This window comes from Actinomadura rugatobispora, assembly GCF_055379765.1.
Window position 1 is genome coordinate 6,586,007 of sequence record NZ_AP029191.1, and the last position, 16,329, is coordinate 6,602,335.

Here is a 16,329-nt window from a genome sequence, read left to right on the forward strand (position 1 = left end):
CCTACGCGGAGGGGGGACGGCCGGGGCTCACAGGGGCGGCCGGTCGGGGAGCGGCTGGTCGCCCCACCCCGAGCGCGGGGCGGCCTGGCCGGAACGGTGCGGCAGCCGGGCCGCCCCGCACCAGCTCCTCACCCCGGCTTGCGGCGCGCGGCCGGGGGCGAGGTTCCAGTCGATGGAGCGCGCCCGACGGAAGGTGCACATGACCATCACCGCAGAACAGGTCCAGGCCGAAGCGACCGTGCCCCGGATGCTCTGGCTGGACCTGACCCGCAAGTGCCAGCTGTCCTGCTCACACTGCTACAACGAGTCGGGGCCCGGCGGCGACCACGGCACCATGACCGCCGAGGACTGGACGCGCGTCCTGGACCAGGCCGCCGTCTACGGCGTCGAGCGCATCCAGCTCATCGGCGGCGAGCCGACCCTCCACCCCGCCGCGATGCAGCTGGTCGAGCACGCCCTCGGCCTCGGCCTGCAGGTCGAGATCTACTCCAACCTGGTGTCGATCTCCGCGTCCTGGTGGCGGGTGTTCCAGCGCGAGGGCGTGTCGCTGGCCACCTCGTACTACTCCGACCACGCCGGGCAGCACAACGTGCTCACCGGTCGGCCGACCCACGCCCGCACCCGCGCCAACATCGTGCGGGCGGTCACCCGTGGCATCTCGATCCGCGTCGGGATCGTCGACACCGGCGACGGCCAGCGCGTGGACGAGGCCCGGCGCGATCTGGAGGCCATCGGGGTGCGCTCGATCAGGGTCGACATGGCCAGGCCCTTCGGCCGTGCCAGCGGCGGACAGGATCCGGACCCGGCCGGGCTGTGCGGCCGGTGCGGAAACGGGAAGGCCGCTGTCGGCCCGGACGGGTCGGTGTCGCCGTGCACGATGTCCACATGGATGCGCGTCGGGAACGTCCAGGACCAGGCGTTGCCCGATATCCTCGGCGGCGCCGCCATGGCAGAGGCCACCGCCGCCATCGGGGCCGTCGCGCATTCAGACGGGTGCGACCCCGACGACTCCGACGACGAGTGCAACCCGGGCTTCCCGGGCAGTGAGTGCAACCCCAGGAACTGAGGCGAGAATGACCAGCCTTCCCGGACCAGGATTCGAGGCGCTGATCCGTCCCCACACCGGTGACCTCGCCGAGATCGCCCCCACTGCGCGCGGGAACGGTTCCGCGTTCACGGGCCTCGTCGAGTGCGCCCTGGGGCCGTTCTTCATCAAGGCCGTGCCCAACCGGCCGGGCGGACGCCGCGACTCTCTGGTCCGGGAAGGACTGGTCAACCCGTTCGTACAGCCCATCTCACCCGCTCTGCGGTGGCGCGCCGAGGACGAGGCATGGCTGGCGCTGGGCTTCGAGGTCGTCAATGGCCGCCCCTCGGACTTCACCCCAGGGTCGCCGGATCTGCCCGCCATCGTCGACACCCTCAACAGGATCGCGGCGGTGGCGCTGCCGGACATCGCGCACGACTGGGTGGAGACCCGCTGGGGCCGGTACGCCGGCGGAGACGCCGGCCTGTTCCGCGGTGGCGCGCTGCTCTACACCGACATCCACGAGAGCAACCTGCTGATCGGCGACCGTGACACCTGGGCGGTGGACTGGGCGTGGCCCACCCGGGGTGCGGCGTTCATCGACCCGGCGATCCTGGTGGTGCAGCTGATCGCCGCGGGGCACGACGCCGAGGCCGCCGAGGAGTGGGCGAGCGGGTGCCAGGCGTGGAAGACCGCCGACTCGTCCGCGGTCAACGCGTTCGCTGCGGCCACGCTGCGGATGTGGCGTGAGCGTGTGGAGCGCTTTCCTGACACGACGTGGCTGAAGGCGATGCTGGTGGCAACTCAGGAATGGGTGGATCACCGAGGCATCGTGGTCGAATAGCACAACGCGAAACGCCCCCGCCCCCTGCCGACGAAGTGGAGGAGTGCGGGGGTGTCGCCATTCCTGCAGGGGGCTACTCGGACGTGCGGTCCGCCTTGTCGGGGGTGTGCGCCTCGACTTCGCTCGGGCGGCGCCTGGCCGAGCACATCAAGGCGCACCCTCCCGTCGACGTCACTCTGCCGTGGCGCAATCCCGAAGGCGGCAGGCGCATCACGGCCCGCCTTCTGTTCGTGCGCGAGGACGGCCGCCCCTGGCACCGCCAGACCTACACCTTCTCCTGGCACAAGGCCCGCCGCGCGGCCGGCGCCGAGGAGACGCCGGAGGATTTCCTCGAGCCCGCCGAGGACACAAGCCGCGTGCGGAGTGCCCTGGATGTGACCCCTGGCGGTACCCGATAATGCCCCGACGCAGGTCAGAGGCGAACCTCAGCGCTTGTAGCGCTTGCCGTGCATCATGTTGATCATCTGCAGGATGCGGGCCATCTCCTTCTCCGTCCGGTCGAAGGAGGTCAGGTTCATGGGCAGGTTGAACCGGGTCCGCGTGATGGCCTTGGTGCGGGCGAACTCGCGCAGCCCGTCCGCGCCGTGGATGCGGCCGAAGCCCGACTCGCCCACGCCGCCGAACGGCAGCGCCGCCACCATCGCGAAGGCGGCGAAGGCGTTGATGGAGGTCATGCCGGAGCGCATCCGCCGGGCGGCGTCCATCGCGCGGGCCTTGTCGCCGGAGAAGATCGTCCCGGCCAGGCCGTAGCCGGTGCGGTTGGTCTTCTCCAGCGCCTCCTCCAGGTCCTTCACCCGGTGCACGGTGATCGTCGGGCCGAAGGTCTCCTCGCACACGGCGGCGGAGTCGTCGGGCACGTCGGCCAGGACCACCGGCTCCACGTACGGCTTGCGGACCGACTCGGCGCCGCCCACGACCGCCCGGCCGCCCTTGTCGAGGGCGTCCTTGATGTGCCGCTCGATGATGTCGAGCTGGCCCGGCATGGTGATCGGGCCGTAGGCGGCCTCCCGGTCGAAGCCGGGGCGCAGGTCGCGGGCGCGCCGGGTGAGGGCGTCGAGGAAGCGGTCGTAGGCCCGGTCGACGACGTAGATGCGCTCGACGCCGATGCAGGTCTGCCCGGCGTTGGACATCGCGCCCCACAGCGCGGCGTCGGCGGCCGCGTCCAGGTCGGCGTCGGCGTCGACGATGCAGGCGTCCTTGCCGCCGCACTCGGCCACGATCGGGGTGAGGTTGGCCGCGCACGCGGCCATGACCTTCTTGGCGGTGCGCGCCGACCCGGTGAAGGCGATCTTGTCGATGCCGGGGGAGGCGGCCAGCGCCGCGCCGGTGTCGCCGAGGCCGGTGACGGTCTGCAGGACGGGCTGTTCGGGGACGACCCCGGCGACCAGTTCGGCCAGCAGCACCCCGACGCCCGGGGTGAACTCCGACGGCTTGAACACCACCGCGTTGCCGGCGGCGAGCGCGTAGGCGATGGAGCCCATCGGGGTGAAGATCGGGTAGTTCCACGGGCCGATCACGCCGACCACGCCGAGCGGCTGGTACTCCAGCACGGCCTTCTGGTTGAGCGAGGCCACCCCGGGGTGGACGCCGCGCGGGCCGAGCACCTTGCGGGCGTTGCGGGCGGCCCAGTCCAGGTGCAGGATCGCCATGATGGTCTCGAGCTGGGCGTCCTGGACCGGCTTGCCGGTCTCCTGGTGGATGAGCTCGGCCATCCGGTTGAGGTTGCGGGTCAGCGCGCCCTTGATGTTGAGCAGCCGGAGCCGGCGCTCCTTCCAGCCCAGCGCGCTCCACCAGGCGGCGGCGGCGCGGGCGCGCTCGATCGTCTCGTCCACCGCGGCGGCGTCGTGTACCGGGTGCTCGGCGACGACCTCGCCGGTGGCCGGGTTCAGCGAGGCGAACGTCGCGGGGCTCTCCGTGGCCACGGACATGTGGGACCTCCCGGGATGCGCTTCGGCGAGAGCTCAGTAAGCGGATACTTGCACAGCTTACCGGCTAGTACATCACCTTATTGGACGCGCTGCCGATGGAACGTGGCAGTCGCGGCGCCCCGGGCGGCCCCCCCCGGTCTCACCGGGCGTCGGGGATCCAGCTCCCGTGGAAGCCGGCCGGGACGCGGCGCGGCAGCCGCACCGACGCCACCCGCGACAGGTCCGAAGCGTCCAGCACCAGCAGCTCCGAGCCGTCGCCGGACGTGTCGGTCACGATCGACATCAGCCAGCCCTCGTCCTCGCCCCGCGCGCCCTCCGCCGGGACGAACGCCGCCTCGCCCGGGATCAGCCCCGGCCCCGGCGCGTGCTCCGCCGACGACCCGCTCCGCAGGTCGTACTTGACGATCGAGTCGCCGGTCACCGTGTAGAGGTAGCGGTGCTCCAGCCCCGTGCGGGCGTCGTCGTGCCTGGGGAACTCCACGCCCCGGTCGTCGAGCGCCTCCTCGGCGACCTTCCCGCCGGACGGGTCGAGCGTCCACCGGTGCAGCCGCGCCACGCCCTGGACCGAGGCCACGGTCACCGTCTCGTGCGCGGGCAGGCCGCCGGTCGTCGCCCACACCTTGTCGAAGTCGCCCGGGGTGTAGCGCGCCGCGTCGAGCACCACCCGTCCGGCCTCGTCCTCGTGGGCGTTGCCGACGTGGAAGACGTAGCACGGGTCGATGTCGAACCAGCGGACCTCGCCCGCCCGCTCCGGATCGCGCGGCATCACGCCGAGCCGGGCGCCGTAGCCGTCGTCCCAGCGGTACGGCATGAGGCCCCGCTCGACCAGCTCCAGGTCGAACACCAGTGGCAGGTCCAGCCACACCACGTGGTTCTCGGTGATCGCGAAGTCGTGCATCATCGTGCCGCCCGGGACGTCGATCTCCCGGCTCTCCACCAGCTCGCCGTCCGCGCTCAGCCGGTGGTAGGTGAGGTAGGGCGGGACGAAGCCGTACCCGAAGAACAGCAGCTCGCCGGTCCGCGGGTCCTCCTTGGGATGCGCGGTCATCGCGCTGGTCAGCCGCCCGCCGAAGTCGCACGGCCCGACGGTGTCGAGCTCGGGCGTCAGCTCGTAGGGGAAGCCCACCTCGATCAGCGCGTAGATCTTCTCGTTGAACGGGATCACGTGCGTGTTGGCGGTGACCGCGGCCCGGTCCACCTCGAAGCCGGCGCCGACCAGCTGCGCGCCGTGGGTGAACTGCCTGGTGCGGACCCAGCGGTTGCGGTACCACTCGGCGCGGCCGCCGCGGAGCCTGATCCCGTGCACCATGCCGTGCCCGGAGAACCAGTGCCGGGTCTCCTCGCCGGGACGGGGGTTGGGGCCGTTGCGGAAGTAGCGTCCCGCCAGCTCGGCCGGGAGGGCGCCGGTGACGGGGAGGTCGACGGCGTCGATCTCGTCGGGGACGGGGGCCATGTGCCCGTCCATCCAGAGGGGGCGGGACGCGGTCGGACCGTTCATTGCTACCTCCTCGACATGTCACTATCGACAGGTCAAAAGTAAATTCTTCCGAAGTGACATGTCAATACTGACAAGTGGAGGCACGAGAACGCCCGGCCGTCCAACGTGCGCGGCCGGGCGTGCGCGGGGGAGCGAAGGAGCGTCAGTCGTTCCAGAACTGGTCTTAGTCGTTCCAGAACTGGAAGAGGGCGAAGCCGGTGCCGATCGGGGAGACGTCCAGGGAGACGCTGCCGGCGTTCAGGGAGAGCCCGAACGGGAACTCGTCCAGGCCGATCGCGCCCGCGATCCCGTAGGTGACGTCGAAGAACGCCTCGTTCACCGGCGGCACCAGCCACAGCATCGTCAGCAGCGCCAGGAACACGTAGCCGCCGTACTCGTTCGCCTTCACCACCCACCGCTTCGGCAGGTACGGCTCCACGATCCCGAAGCCGTCCAGGCCCGGAATCGGCAACAGGTTGAGAACGGCCGCCGTGACCTGCAGGAACGCCAGGAACGCCAGCGCCGCCCAGAACACCCCGTGCGGCCGGTCCGCGAAGTTCTTGAAGATGACCGCCAACATGATCGCGAACAGCACGTTCGTCAGCGGCCCCGCCGCCGACACCAGGCTGTGCCGGATCCGCCCGGCGATCGCGCCCCGGTCGATCCACACCGCCCCGCCCGGCAGCCCGATCCCGCCCAGCAGGATGAACAGCACCGGGATGCCGAAGCTCAGCAGCGGATCGGTGTACCTGGCCGGGTTGAGGGTGAGGTAGCCGCGGGTCGCCACGCTGTGGTCGCCCGACCGGTACGCCAGGTAGGCGTGCCCGAACTCGTGCAGGCACAGCGACAGCACCCACGCGGCCAGCACGAAGCCGAACACCGCGACCCGGGCCGGGGTGGAGGCCATCGCCCCGTACCGCCAGGCGACCAGGCCGCACAGCACGGTGATCCCCACGATCGCGAGGAACACCGGGCTCGGCCGGATCGAGGACCGATCCCGCATGTGGTGTACCGTCCCCATTCCGGTTCCTCTTCCCGCCTGCTCCGGGCGCCGTCGCGCGTCCCCTCGTCCTGCCTGATCTTCGACGCTACCGCCTCCGCCGAGCGCCGGAGCCGCTCCCGGCGGCTCACGGGCCCGCGATCACCGGGACCACGTAGGTGTGCAGGAACCGGCGCTGCGCCGCCGGCTCCCGGTCCCGGTCCATCACGATCAGCGAGGTGATGATCCGGAACAGGAACTCCACCGTGCCCTCCACGTCGATGTCGGCCCGCAGCATCCGGCGTCGCTGCGCCGTCTCGAAGTGCGGCCGGACGTAGTCGCAGCACACCGCCAGCACGTGCTCGGCCGCCCGCGCCACCGCCGCCTGCATGTGCCCGGCGGTCTCCGGCACCAGGAACGCGGCGGTCGCCGGGCGCTCCCGGACGTAGGCGATCGCGTCCATGGTGCCCTCCACCACCGCCTCCGGCACCGAGCGCTCGCCGCGCAGCCGCTCGGCCAGCCGGTCGAGGAAGCGCCGCAGGTCGCGCAGCACCACCGCCATGATCAGTTCGTCCCGGCCCCCGGTGACGCTGCGGTACACCGTCGCCCGCGACAGCTTCGCGGCGGCGGCGATGTCCTCGACCGTCGTCTTGGCCACGCCGAACCGGGCGAAGCACTCCTCGGCCGCGTCGATGATGCGCTCGCGCGTGGTGTCGGTGGTCGCCGGGGGCATGCCTTGCAGATTACCGGGCGCCGTAGGCGCGGAGCGCGACCTCGTCCCCGGCCGTCACCAGCGCCTTGGTGAGGAAGAAGCGGCCCGTGGCGTACTGCCGGTCGGTCGCGGTGCGCAGCCGGAAGTCGGCCTCGCCGGTGAGCTTCCCCATGATCGAGGTCGCGCCGGTGGCGGTGTCGACCGCCACGAGCCGGGGCGGGTCGCCGCCCTCCCCGGCCGTCCTGGGCTGGGCGGCGACGAGCCGGGCGCCGTCCATCGCGATAGGGAACAGGTGGTTGCCGTCGGGATTCCGGGTGCTCCACCGGATACGGCCGGTGGCCAGGTCGAAGGCGACGACCGGCGCCGCGCGGAACCCCTTGGCCGGCGGGCGGCCGTCCCGCCGGACGTAGAGGGTGTCGCCGGTGACCACGACGTTGGTGCAGCGGGTGGGGTCCTGCACGACGATCGTGCAGTCCACCGCGAACCTGCCGGCGTCCAGGCTCGTGACCTGCCTCCCGGACGCGTCGAGGACCACGAACCGCCACGGCCGCTCGCTCGCGCCGTCGCCGGAGCGGAGCCCGATGACGGCGGGACGGCTCGACAGCATCGCCCCCACCGCGTAGCCCGGGGGAACGTCGTAGCTCCAGAGGAGACGGCCGCTGCCCGGATCGAGCCGGTGCACGCGCCGGGCCCGCCCCCGGTCGCAGGACCGTCCGGCCAACAGCACCGGACCGCCCACAAGACCCTTGAACGCGCAGTCCGCGCCCTCACTGCTCCACAGCGGACGGCCGTCGTCCAGGCGGAACGCGGAGACGCCGTAGAGCCGGTCCACGACCACGGTGCCCTCACCGATGACGACCTGGCCCGAGCCGGAGCGGCCGGCGCCGATCGGCCGTTCCCACACCTTCGTCCCGGCCCTCAGGTCGATCACGGCGACCTGCTCGCAGCGCCCCTTCTGGCCGAACTGGACCGCGACCCTGTCTCCGGCGGGCCGGGCCGAGGCCGCGCACACCGTGCCGGACAGCGGCACCGTCCAGCGCGGGTCGCCGGTCGCGGCGTCGTGGCCGGTCACGTCCCGGGCCCGGGTGATCGCCAGCGTCGGCCCGGTCGCCCAGGTCGTCGGCCGCACCGAACCGCCCTGGCCGATCGTCCGGCCGTCGAGGCTCCACAGCAGCGAATCGTCGCGGACGAGCGCGTGGACCAGGCCGAATCCGGCGGGCAGCAGCAGGAGGACCAGCACGACGGCGAGTATCCGGTTCCGTCCGGAAGTGCCCCGCCCGCGTGGATTCATCCCGGGCAGACTAAACGACCCGTGGACTAAACGACCCGTGGACTAGAAGAGCGTGCCCTCGTGCTCGATGCCGCGCAGGGCGTCGTAGTCGAGCGTCACGCACCCGATGCCCCGGTCGGTGGCCAGCACGCGCGCCTGCGGCCGGATCTCCTGCGCCGCGAAGATTCCGCGGACCGGCGCCAGATGCGGGTCGCGGTTGAGCAGCTCCAGGTAGCGGGTCAGCTGCTCCACCCCGTCGATCTCGCCGCGCCGCTTGATCTCGACCGCGACCGTGGCCTGGTCGGAGTCCCGGCACAGGATGTCCACCGGGCCGATCGCGGTCGGGTACTCGCGGCGGATCAGCGACCAGCCGTCGCCCAGCGTGGTGATGTGCTCGGCGAGCAGCTCCTGCAGGTGCGCCTCCACGCCGTCCTTGACCAGGCCGGGGTCCAGGCCGAGCTCGTGGCTGGAGTCGTGCACGATCTCGTTGACGGTCAGGATCAGCCGCTCGCCGGACTTGCCGTGCGTGACCGTCCACCGGGCGATGGCGCCGTTCTCCTCGTACGGCTCCTCGCGGAGCGTGCACGGCGGGTTCATCCAGTTCAGCGGCTTGTACGCGCGGTCGTCGGCATGCACGCTCACGCTGCCGTCGGCCTTGATGAGCACCAGTCTGAGGGCCATCGGCAGATGGGCGGTGAGCTTGCCGGCATAGTCCACGCTGCAGCGGGCGATTACGAGACGCACGAGGCCCCACCCTATTGACTCCCGGGCCTGCTCGTGCGGAGCTTCCGCTCGTCTAAGCCGTTCCCAGGCATCGCCTAGGACGTTCCACACCGGGCCTGAGGCATCTAAGGCGCTCTAGGCCGCCTAGATAGGGCTTAGTCCCGATGTGGGGGCACCCGCCTTAGAACGAACCTTGATGATGTCGGGCCGAGTGAGTGGCCCGCAGCCAAGGAGGGGCGATGTTCCACAACGACATCATGTACTCGGTGATGCAGGAGCGTGCCCGTGACAAGCGGGCCGAGGCGAAGAACGCTCGCGACATCAACGTGTTCCGCAGGGCCCGGAAGTTCTGGGCGGAGGAGGCCGCGCAGCTCCCCGAGCAGCGCGGACCCCGCCGGGGCGCGCGTGCCCGGGGCGCGGCGCCGGCCGCCGGTCGCTGAACCGGACGGCTGTCAAGCCCTGGAATTCTCACGGAGGCGTGGTTAGCGTCACGGGTGGTGGGTGCTCATCACAGTCGGTGAAAGGAACCCCGATGTCCCTTGACGTGACCCCCGAACTCCTCGAGACGGCGCAGCAGGGCGAGGTCGACGACGCCGCGTTCGTCGAGTGCATCCGGTCCTCCCTGCCCTACGCCTGGGAGATGATCAGCGGTCTGGTGGCGCGGCTGCAGGTCGACGGCGGCGAGTTCGCCGACAACCTGACGCCGCCGCCGGACGAGCAGGCGCGCGGCCAGCTGCTGCGGGTGCTGGCCAGCGACGCCATGCGCGGCACGCTGGAGCGGTACTTCGGCGTGAAGCTGGCCTTCCAGAACTGCCACCGCGTCGCGGTCTTCCCCACGGGCGATTCGGCGTCGTACCGGACGTTCGTGACGGCGCGGGAGCAGATCCTCAACCAGTCTCCCGAGCTCCGCGACTGCTGAGCGGGACCTGTCGTACGGGCCGTCACCGCCGGAAGAGCCTCCGGCCGGTGACGGCCCGGCCGCGTTCTCAGGGGGCGATGCCGGCCCGCACGAGGGGGAGGACCTCCTCGCCCAGGCGGGCGATGTTCTCCAGCGTGGCGCCGTCGGATCCGGCCCCTTCCACCATGAGGACGAGGTGCCTGATCCCGGTGCGCCGCACGGTGCCGATCATCGCGTCGGCGCAGTCCCGCGGCGACCCGACCGGATGCAGGTCGCAGAGTTTCCGGGTGTAGTCGAGCGGGTCCTGCCGGGTCCGGGGACGGTCGTCCACCGGCACGTAGCCGTCCAGGCCGGGGCCCAGCCAGCGCGGCATCTCGCGCAGCAGCGTCGCCACCGCCTCCCCGCGGCTGCCGGCCACCTGCGCGAGATGGGTGGAGACGTGCGGCAGCCCCGGCCGGCCGTGCCGTGCGAGCGCCGCGGCCTTCTCCTCGTCGCCGACGTGCATGCCCAGCAGCATCGGCAGCCCGCGCTCGGCCGCGAGCCGCTCGGTCTCCGGCGAGGTGGCCGCGACCGCGATCGGCGGCGGCGCCTGGAGCCTCGGCACGACGGGCACCTCGCGGAAGGTGAAGTGCCCGCCCGTCCAGCCGAGGCGTTCGGTGCCGCTCAGCCAGGCGGTCAGCAGGTCAAGGGACTCGGCGAACCCGTCCTCGTAGCGGGACAGCCCGGTGCCGAACACCTCCAAATCCCGCCACGGCCCGCCGCGTCCCACGCCGAGGCGGAACCGTCCGCCGGAGACGAGGGAGAGCAGCGCGGCCTGCTCGGCGAGGGCCACCGGATGCTGGCTCGACAGGACGCTGACGGCCGTGCCGACGTGCACGCGGCGGGTGAGGCCGAGCAGGTGCCCGGCCAGCGTGGCGGCGGACGGCACGACGCCGTACGCCATGAAGTGGTGCTCGGCCAGCCACACGTCGTCGAAGCCGGCGCGTTCCGCGGTGAGGGCCGCCTCGACCGTGCGGGCGAGGGCGGCGGCGTCGTCCTGGCCCGGGAAGCGGGCCGCGAGAAGGAAGATTCCAAAGCGCACGCCCCGGTCCTACCCGGCCTCGGGGGGCCCGCGGCGCTCTGCGAGACTGCGGGGCATGACTGGTGGTTCGTTCAGCAGGGTCGGGGTCGTCGGGCTGGGCACGATGGGCGCGGGCATCGCCGAGGTGCTGGCCCGCGGTGGCCTGGCGGTCGTGGGAATCGAGGTGGACGCGGGCGCGCTCGAACGCGGCCGCGGCCACCTGGAGGGGTCGACCGGACGCGCCGTCAAGCGCGGCCGGCTGACCGAGGAGGCCCGCGCCGAGATCATCGGCCGGGTGCGCTTCTCCACCGACTTCGCCGACCTGGGCGACTGCGACCTGGTGATCGAGGCGGTCCCGGAGCGGCTGGACCTCAAGCGGAAGGTGTTCGCCGAGCTCGACCGGGTGTGCCGGGACGACGCGGTGCTGGCGACCAACACCTCCTCGCTGTCGGTCACCCAGATCGCGGCCACCACCGGGCGGCCCGCCAAGGTCGTGGGCGTGCACTTCTTCAACCCCGCGCCGGTGATGCGGCTGGTCGAGGTGATCGGGACCGTGCTCACCGAGCCGGGCGCGGTGGAGCGGGTCGCCGACCTGGTGAAGGGCCTCGGCAAGACCCCGGTGACGATCGGCGACCGGGCCGGGTTCGTCGCCAACCGGCTGCTGTTCGGCTACCTGAACCAGGCGGCGAACATGCTGGAGTCCGGGCACGCCACCCGCGACGACATCGACACGGCGATGACGGCCGGCGCCGGGCTGCCGATGGGGCCGTTCACGCTGATGGACCTGATCGGCCTGGACACCTGCCTCGGCGTGCTGGACGCGGTCTACGACGAGACGCGCGACCAGCGGCACGCGCCCTCGCCCGTCCTTTCGGAACTGGTGCGGGCGGGCCTGCTGGGACGCAAGACCGGCCGCGGCTTCTACTCCTACGGCAAGAAGGACGCCGAGCCCGAGGCGGCGGCGGAGGCCGCGGAGCCGCCGGTCGTCGGGATCGTGGCCGCCGGCGCGGGCGCGGCCGGGTTCGCCGCGGCCGTCGCCGAGCGCGCCGCGGGCGGGCGCGTCCACCTGGTCGCCGCGGGCGACGACGCCCGCGCCGAGGTGGAGAAGGCCCTGCAGGAGAGCGGGGGCGCGGGCGTGGCCGGCATCGGCACCGACCCGGCCGACCTGGCGGGCTGCGACCTGATCATCATCGAGGCCGGGGCCGGCACCGGGTTCCAGGAGGCGGTCGCGGGCGCGGCCAAGCCTGGCGCGGTCCTCGCCGTCACCGACCCGCTCGTGCCGGTGCTGCCGCAGGCGCTCGCCACCGGCCGTCCCGCCGACGTGGTCGGGCTGCACCTGCCCGAGGCCGGGAGCGGGCTGGCCGAGATCGCGACCACGGCGGCCTGCGGCGACGGCGTCGCCGACCGGGCCGCGGAGCTGGTGGCCGCGCTCGGGCTGGTCCCGGTGCGGTGCCGCGGCCGGGCCGGGTTCATCGTGGACGCGCTGCGCTTCCCGTACCTGAACGACGCCGCGACGATGCTGGAGACCGGCTACGCCGACGGCGCCTCGATCGACGCGGCCATGACGCTGGGCTGCGGCTACCCGTCCGGGCCCGTCGCGGACCTGGGACGGCTCGGCGCGGACCGCGCGGTGACCGTGCTGCGGGCGCTGCACGAGGAGCGCCACGAGCCCGCGCTGGCGCCCGCGCGGATCCTGCGGGAGCACGCCGCGGCAGGGCTTCCGGTGGGCTGAGCCGGTGGGCTGAGGAGACGGGCGGGCGTGGCCGATCCCGGCCGCCCGCCCTCCTATCCTGGTGGCCATGAGCCCGCGCAAGAATCGCCGTGAAACGCCGGATCCCCGACCCTCCGGCGGCGGCGGTTCCGCGCTCTGGTCCCAGCGGACGGAGGAGGGCGCCGACGGCGACTGGAATGTCCGCACGATCGCCGGGGCCAACGCCACCAAGGCGTACCGCTGCCCCGGCTGCGACCAGGAGATCCCGCCGGGCGTGGGGCACGTGGTGGCCTGGCCGGCCGACGGGCGGGGCGACGCCGACGACCGGCGGCACTGGCACCGCCCCTGCTGGCAGGCCCGCGACCGCAGGCGGCCGCGCACGCGGCGCTCCCGCGACGCCCCCCCGCCACTGAGCCGTCCCGCGCGGCCCGCCGTGCGGTTCCGACCCGACCGAGCGACGCAGGACGAAGGAGAGCGATGGGGGAGATCCGGGCGAGCACCGTGCTTCCGGCCCGGCGTGAGGCGATCACGCTGCACACCGGCGACGGGCTGGAACTGGTCGGCGAGCTGGCGCTGCCCGCCGACCGGCCGCCGGTGGCCACGCTGGTCTGCCTGCACCCGCTGCCGACGGCCGAGGGCATGATGGACAGCCACGTCCTGCGCAAGGCCTCGTACCGGCTGCCCGCGCTCGCCGGGATCGCGGTGCTGCGCTTCAACACGCGCGGGACGACGTCCGTGCACGGCACCAGCCAGGGCGAGTTCGGCGGCGGCGAGACCGAGCGGTTCGACGTGGCGGCGGCGCTGGAGTACGCCGAGTTCAACGATCTGCCGCATCCGTGGCTGCTGGGCTGGTCGTTCGGCACCGAGCTGGCCCTGAAGTGGGGCCGCGACCCGCTGGTGGAGGGCGCGATCCTGCTGTCGCCGCCGCTGCACCGCGCCGGTGACGCCGACCTCGACGCCTGGGGCGAGGACGGGCGGCCGGTGGTGGCGCTGGTGCCCGAGTTCGACGACTACCTGCGCCCGGCCGAGGCCAGGGAGCGGTTCAAGCGGATCCCGCAGGCCGAGGTGGTCGCGGTGGACGGCGCCAAGCACCTGTGGGTGGGCGAGCCGTACGTCCGGATCGTGCTCGGCGAGATCGTGAAGCGGGTCGCGCCGGACGCCTGGCCGCTGCCCGCCGAATGGGACGGCCCCACCGTCCAAAAGGAGCAAAAGGGGCAATAAACCCGGGCGACCGATCACGGCCACACTCCCCGCCCGACCCCGATCACGGGTGACGATTGCGTAGCCGTCACGTGGACGGCCGCCTTCCGCGGCCGCACGAGGGGAGGACCACGCCGCCATGACCGTGCAGCTCTACGCGAGGGACATCGGGGCCGGAACGCCGCTGGTGCTGCTGCACGCCTTCCCCCTGTCCTCGTCCATGTGGCTCGCCCAGCGCGAGGGCCTGGCCGGCCGGTTCCGCGTGATCACCCCGGATCTGCGCGGCTTCGGCGGCTCACGGCTGGGCGACGGCGAACCCTCGGTCGACGCCATGGCCGACGACGTCGCCCGGCTGTTCGCGCGGACGGGACTGTCCCGCGCGGTCGTCGGCGGGCTGTCCCTGGGCGGCTACGTCGCGATGGCCCTGTGCCGCCGCCACCCCGACCTCGTCCACGGCCTGCTGCTGGCCGGCACCAGGGCCGGCGCCGACACCGACGACGTCCGCGGGACCCGGCTCCGGCAGGCCGAGCGGCTCGAACGCGACGGCGACGTGACCGTCCTCCTCGACGAGGTCCTGCCCGACCTGGTCGGGCCCACCACCTTCCAGCAGCGGGCCCTGGTGTACGGGCGGGTGCGCGGGCTCGTCCAGTCCACCCCGGCGGCCGCCGCCGCGTGGGCGCAGCGGGCCATGGCGGCGCGCGGCGACGCGTCCGGGACGCTGCGCGAGCTGAACGTCCCCGCCCTGGTCATGGTCGGCGACGAGGACGCCCTCGCCACCGAGGCCGACGCGCGGGCGGTGGCCGAGGCCCTGCCCAACGCCGAGCTGACGGTCGTCCCGCGCGCCGGGCACCTGTGCGCGGTCGAGCAGCCCGACCTGTTCAACCAGGCCGCCGCCGAGTTCGCCGCCGCCCTGGCCCGCGCGCGCTAGCTCGATTTCGGCGCGCTAGATCGATTCCTGGCGCGGCATCCACACCTCGCGGATCACCAGCGAGATCGCCGCCGCGGTCGGGATCGCCAGCAGCGCCCCGATCACGCCCAGCAGCGCCGCCCCGATCAGCGCCGCCACCACCGTCACCGCGGGCTGGACGTCCACCGTCCGTTTCATCACCCGCGGATACACCAGGTAGTTCTCCACCTGCTGGTAGATCACGTAGAAGATCAGGCAGATGATCCCCTCCGGCAGCCCGGTGAGGAAGGCCACCAGCGTGACGATCACCGCCCCGATGGTCGCGCCGATCAGCGGGATCAGGTCGGTCACCGCCACGATCAGCGCCAGCGCCAGCGCGTACGGCACCCCGAGGATCTCCAGGAAGATGTAACTGGTGACCCCGGCGATGAACGCGATCGTGAACTGGCCGGCCACGTACCCGCCGATCCGGTCCAGGATCTCGTCGCCCAACAGCGCCACCCGGGCCCGCCGGGAGCGCGGCGCGAGCTGGTAGAAGAACGTCTTGATCTGCGGCAGCGAGCCCAGGAAGTACAGCGACAGGATCAGGATCGTCAGCGTCTGCACGGTGCCCGACAGCGCCTGCCGGCCGACCTCCAGGGCGCGCTCGGCGAGGGTCTGCTGGAAGTCCGAATCGTTGATCTTGGCCTGGACCTGCTCCAGCAGCTTGTACCGCCGGTCCCACTCGGCGATCTTCTGGTTGTTCTGCAGCTGCTCGATGTACTCGGGAACGCTCCTGGTCAGCGCCGTGATCTGCTCGGTCAGCGGCGGGACGAGCGAGGCCACGAACCCGGCGAAGAACAGCACCACCATCAGGAACACCACGGCGACCGCCCAGCCGCGCGACAGCCCGATCCGCTTCAGCCGCTCCACGGCCGGGTTCAGCCCGACCGCCAGGAACATCGCCACCACGATCGTGATGATCACCGACTGGGCGCTGGCCGCGGCGCGGACCAGCAGCCACGCGGTGATGACGCCGAGCGCGCCGGTGAAGCCGAACACGAACGGGTGCGCGTTGCCCAGCGGCTGGCCGGGCCGTCCGAACGGGAAGCGGTGGTCGACCCCGGCCTCGCGCTTGCGCTGCTCGATGTCGTGCGCGGGGTCGGGCGCGGTGCCGGAGACGGTGTCCTCCGTGACGGCCCCCTGTGCGATCTTCCCCTTCCCGATCGCGACGGGCAGGGGACGGTCGTCCTCGCTCTCGTCGTCGCCCTTGTCCTCTGTCTTGCGGGGAGGGTCGGGGATGTCGTCGGGGGGCGGCACGTCCCCCAGACGCACCGAACCGCCGGAGGGCACGGCCTGCAACGCCGCCTGCTCGACCGCGTCGTCCTGCGTGACCTGCTCGGGTTGCCCGGCCTGCCCGGCCTGCCCGGGTGGCTCGGCCTGCTCGGCCCGGTCGAGGTCGCCGGCCTGGTCGTCGGCCGGAGGGGACGGGGCGGGCACGGGTGGGCGCGGTTCGTCTCCCGCGCCTTCGGGAGCGGCAGGCCGGTCCTTGCTGGGGGGCTCGTCGGGCACGCCACTCTCCTCGTTCTCCGTCTATCTCCATCCGGGACGCGGACC

17 protein-coding genes are annotated in these 16,329 nt (G+C 72.7%); 8 read left to right on the plus strand and 9 right to left on the minus strand.

Annotated features, from left to right (window positions below; all coding sequences use genetic code 11):
• Positions 1–27 precede the first annotated feature (27 nt).
• Positions 28–201, minus strand: coding sequence for a hypothetical protein (locus tag ACZ466_RS29470; RefSeq protein WP_378278940.1), 174 nt, complete (start codon positions 199–201; stop codon positions 28–30).
• Here ACZ466_RS29470 and ACZ466_RS29475 point away from each other — a divergent pair.
• The 3 genes from ACZ466_RS29475 (at position 200) to ACZ466_RS29485 (ending at position 2,266) form a co-directional block, all read left to right on the plus strand.
• Positions 200–1,066 carry a radical SAM/SPASM domain-containing protein gene (locus tag ACZ466_RS29475; protein WP_378278938.1) on the plus strand — a complete coding sequence of 289 codons (867 nt, stop codon included), beginning with the start codon at positions 200–202 and terminating at the stop codon, positions 1,064–1,066. The genes ACZ466_RS29470 and ACZ466_RS29475 overlap by 2 nt on opposite strands.
• Before the next feature lie 7 nt (positions 1,067–1,073).
• Positions 1,074–1,868, plus strand: a complete 795-nt coding sequence (locus ACZ466_RS29480; protein WP_378278936.1) for a protein kinase — start codon at positions 1,074–1,076, stop codon at positions 1,866–1,868.
• Positions 1,869–1,951: 83 nt separating this feature from the next.
• Entirely contained in the window at positions 1,952–2,266 is a 315-nt protein-coding gene (locus ACZ466_RS29485) for a hypothetical protein (RefSeq protein ID WP_378278934.1), read from the plus strand.
• Between the two features lie 27 nt (positions 2,267–2,293).
• Here the strand turns inward: ACZ466_RS29485 and ACZ466_RS29490 are convergent, their stop codons facing one another.
• The 6 genes from ACZ466_RS29490 to nucS form a co-directional block, all read right to left on the minus strand.
• Positions 2,294–3,796: an aldehyde dehydrogenase family protein gene (locus tag ACZ466_RS29490; protein ID WP_378278932.1), complete on the minus strand. Its 1,503-nt coding sequence runs from the start codon at positions 3,794–3,796 to the stop codon at positions 2,294–2,296.
• Positions 3,797–3,935: 139 nt separating this feature from the next.
• A complete protein-coding gene (locus ACZ466_RS29495) occupies positions 3,936–5,294 on the minus strand; it encodes a carotenoid oxygenase family protein (protein ID WP_378278930.1) in 1,359 nt (452 codons plus the stop codon).
• Positions 5,295–5,457: 163 nt separating this feature from the next.
• Positions 5,458–6,276 (minus strand): site-2 protease family protein, encoded by an 819-nt coding sequence (locus ACZ466_RS29500; RefSeq protein ID WP_378278928.1) that lies wholly within the window; start codon positions 6,274–6,276, stop codon positions 5,458–5,460.
• Between the two features lie 124 nt (positions 6,277–6,400).
• Entirely contained in the window at positions 6,401–6,985 is a 585-nt protein-coding gene (locus tag ACZ466_RS29505; protein WP_378278926.1) for a TetR/AcrR family transcriptional regulator, read from the minus strand.
• A 10-nt stretch (positions 6,986–6,995) separates the two neighbouring features.
• A complete protein-coding gene (locus ACZ466_RS29510) occupies positions 6,996–8,204 on the minus strand; it encodes an outer membrane protein assembly factor BamB family protein (RefSeq protein ID WP_378278924.1) in 1,209 nt (402 codons plus the stop codon).
• Positions 8,205–8,297: 93 nt separating this feature from the next.
• Positions 8,298–8,978 (minus strand): endonuclease NucS, encoded by a 681-nt coding sequence (gene nucS / locus ACZ466_RS29515; RefSeq protein ID WP_378278922.1) that lies wholly within the window; start codon positions 8,976–8,978, stop codon positions 8,298–8,300.
• 218 nt (positions 8,979–9,196) lie between these two features.
• Between nucS and ACZ466_RS29520 the strand changes: the two genes are divergently transcribed.
• Both ACZ466_RS29520 and ACZ466_RS29525 read left to right on the plus strand, forming a co-directional pair.
• A complete protein-coding gene (locus tag ACZ466_RS29520) occupies positions 9,197–9,397 on the plus strand; it encodes a hypothetical protein (protein ID WP_378278921.1) in 201 nt (66 codons plus the stop codon).
• A 92-nt stretch (positions 9,398–9,489) separates the two neighbouring features.
• Positions 9,490–9,876 (plus strand): SCO5389 family protein, encoded by a 387-nt coding sequence (locus tag ACZ466_RS29525; RefSeq protein ID WP_378278919.1) that lies wholly within the window; start codon positions 9,490–9,492, stop codon positions 9,874–9,876.
• 67 nt (positions 9,877–9,943) lie between these two features.
• Here the strand turns inward: ACZ466_RS29525 and ACZ466_RS29530 are convergent, their stop codons facing one another.
• Entirely contained in the window at positions 9,944–10,936 is a 993-nt protein-coding gene (locus tag ACZ466_RS29530) for an LLM class flavin-dependent oxidoreductase (RefSeq protein WP_378278917.1), read from the minus strand.
• Between the two features lie 55 nt (positions 10,937–10,991).
• Here ACZ466_RS29530 and ACZ466_RS29535 point away from each other — a divergent pair, with 55 nt between their 5' ends.
• From ACZ466_RS29535 to ACZ466_RS29545, 3 genes are all read left to right on the plus strand, one after another.
• Positions 10,992–12,647, plus strand: coding sequence for a 3-hydroxybutyryl-CoA dehydrogenase (locus ACZ466_RS29535; protein ID WP_378278915.1), 1,656 nt, complete (start codon positions 10,992–10,994; stop codon positions 12,645–12,647).
• Positions 12,648–13,103: 456 nt separating this feature from the next.
• Positions 13,104–13,847 carry an alpha/beta hydrolase gene (locus tag ACZ466_RS29540; protein ID WP_378278911.1) on the plus strand — a complete coding sequence of 248 codons (744 nt, stop codon included), beginning with the start codon at positions 13,104–13,106 and terminating at the stop codon, positions 13,845–13,847.
• A gap of 118 nt (positions 13,848–13,965) precedes the next feature.
• The gene (locus tag ACZ466_RS29545; RefSeq protein WP_378278909.1) at positions 13,966–14,754 is read left to right on the plus strand and encodes an alpha/beta fold hydrolase; all 789 of its coding nucleotides are present in this window, start codon (positions 13,966–13,968) and stop codon (positions 14,752–14,754) included.
• A 15-nt stretch (positions 14,755–14,769) separates the two neighbouring features.
• Here the strand turns inward: ACZ466_RS29545 and ACZ466_RS29550 are convergent, their stop codons facing one another.
• The gene (locus tag ACZ466_RS29550) at positions 14,770–16,284 is read right to left on the minus strand and encodes an AI-2E family transporter (protein ID WP_378278907.1); all 1,515 of its coding nucleotides are present in this window, start codon (positions 16,282–16,284) and stop codon (positions 14,770–14,772) included.
• Between the last annotated feature and the right edge of the window lie 45 nt (positions 16,285–16,329).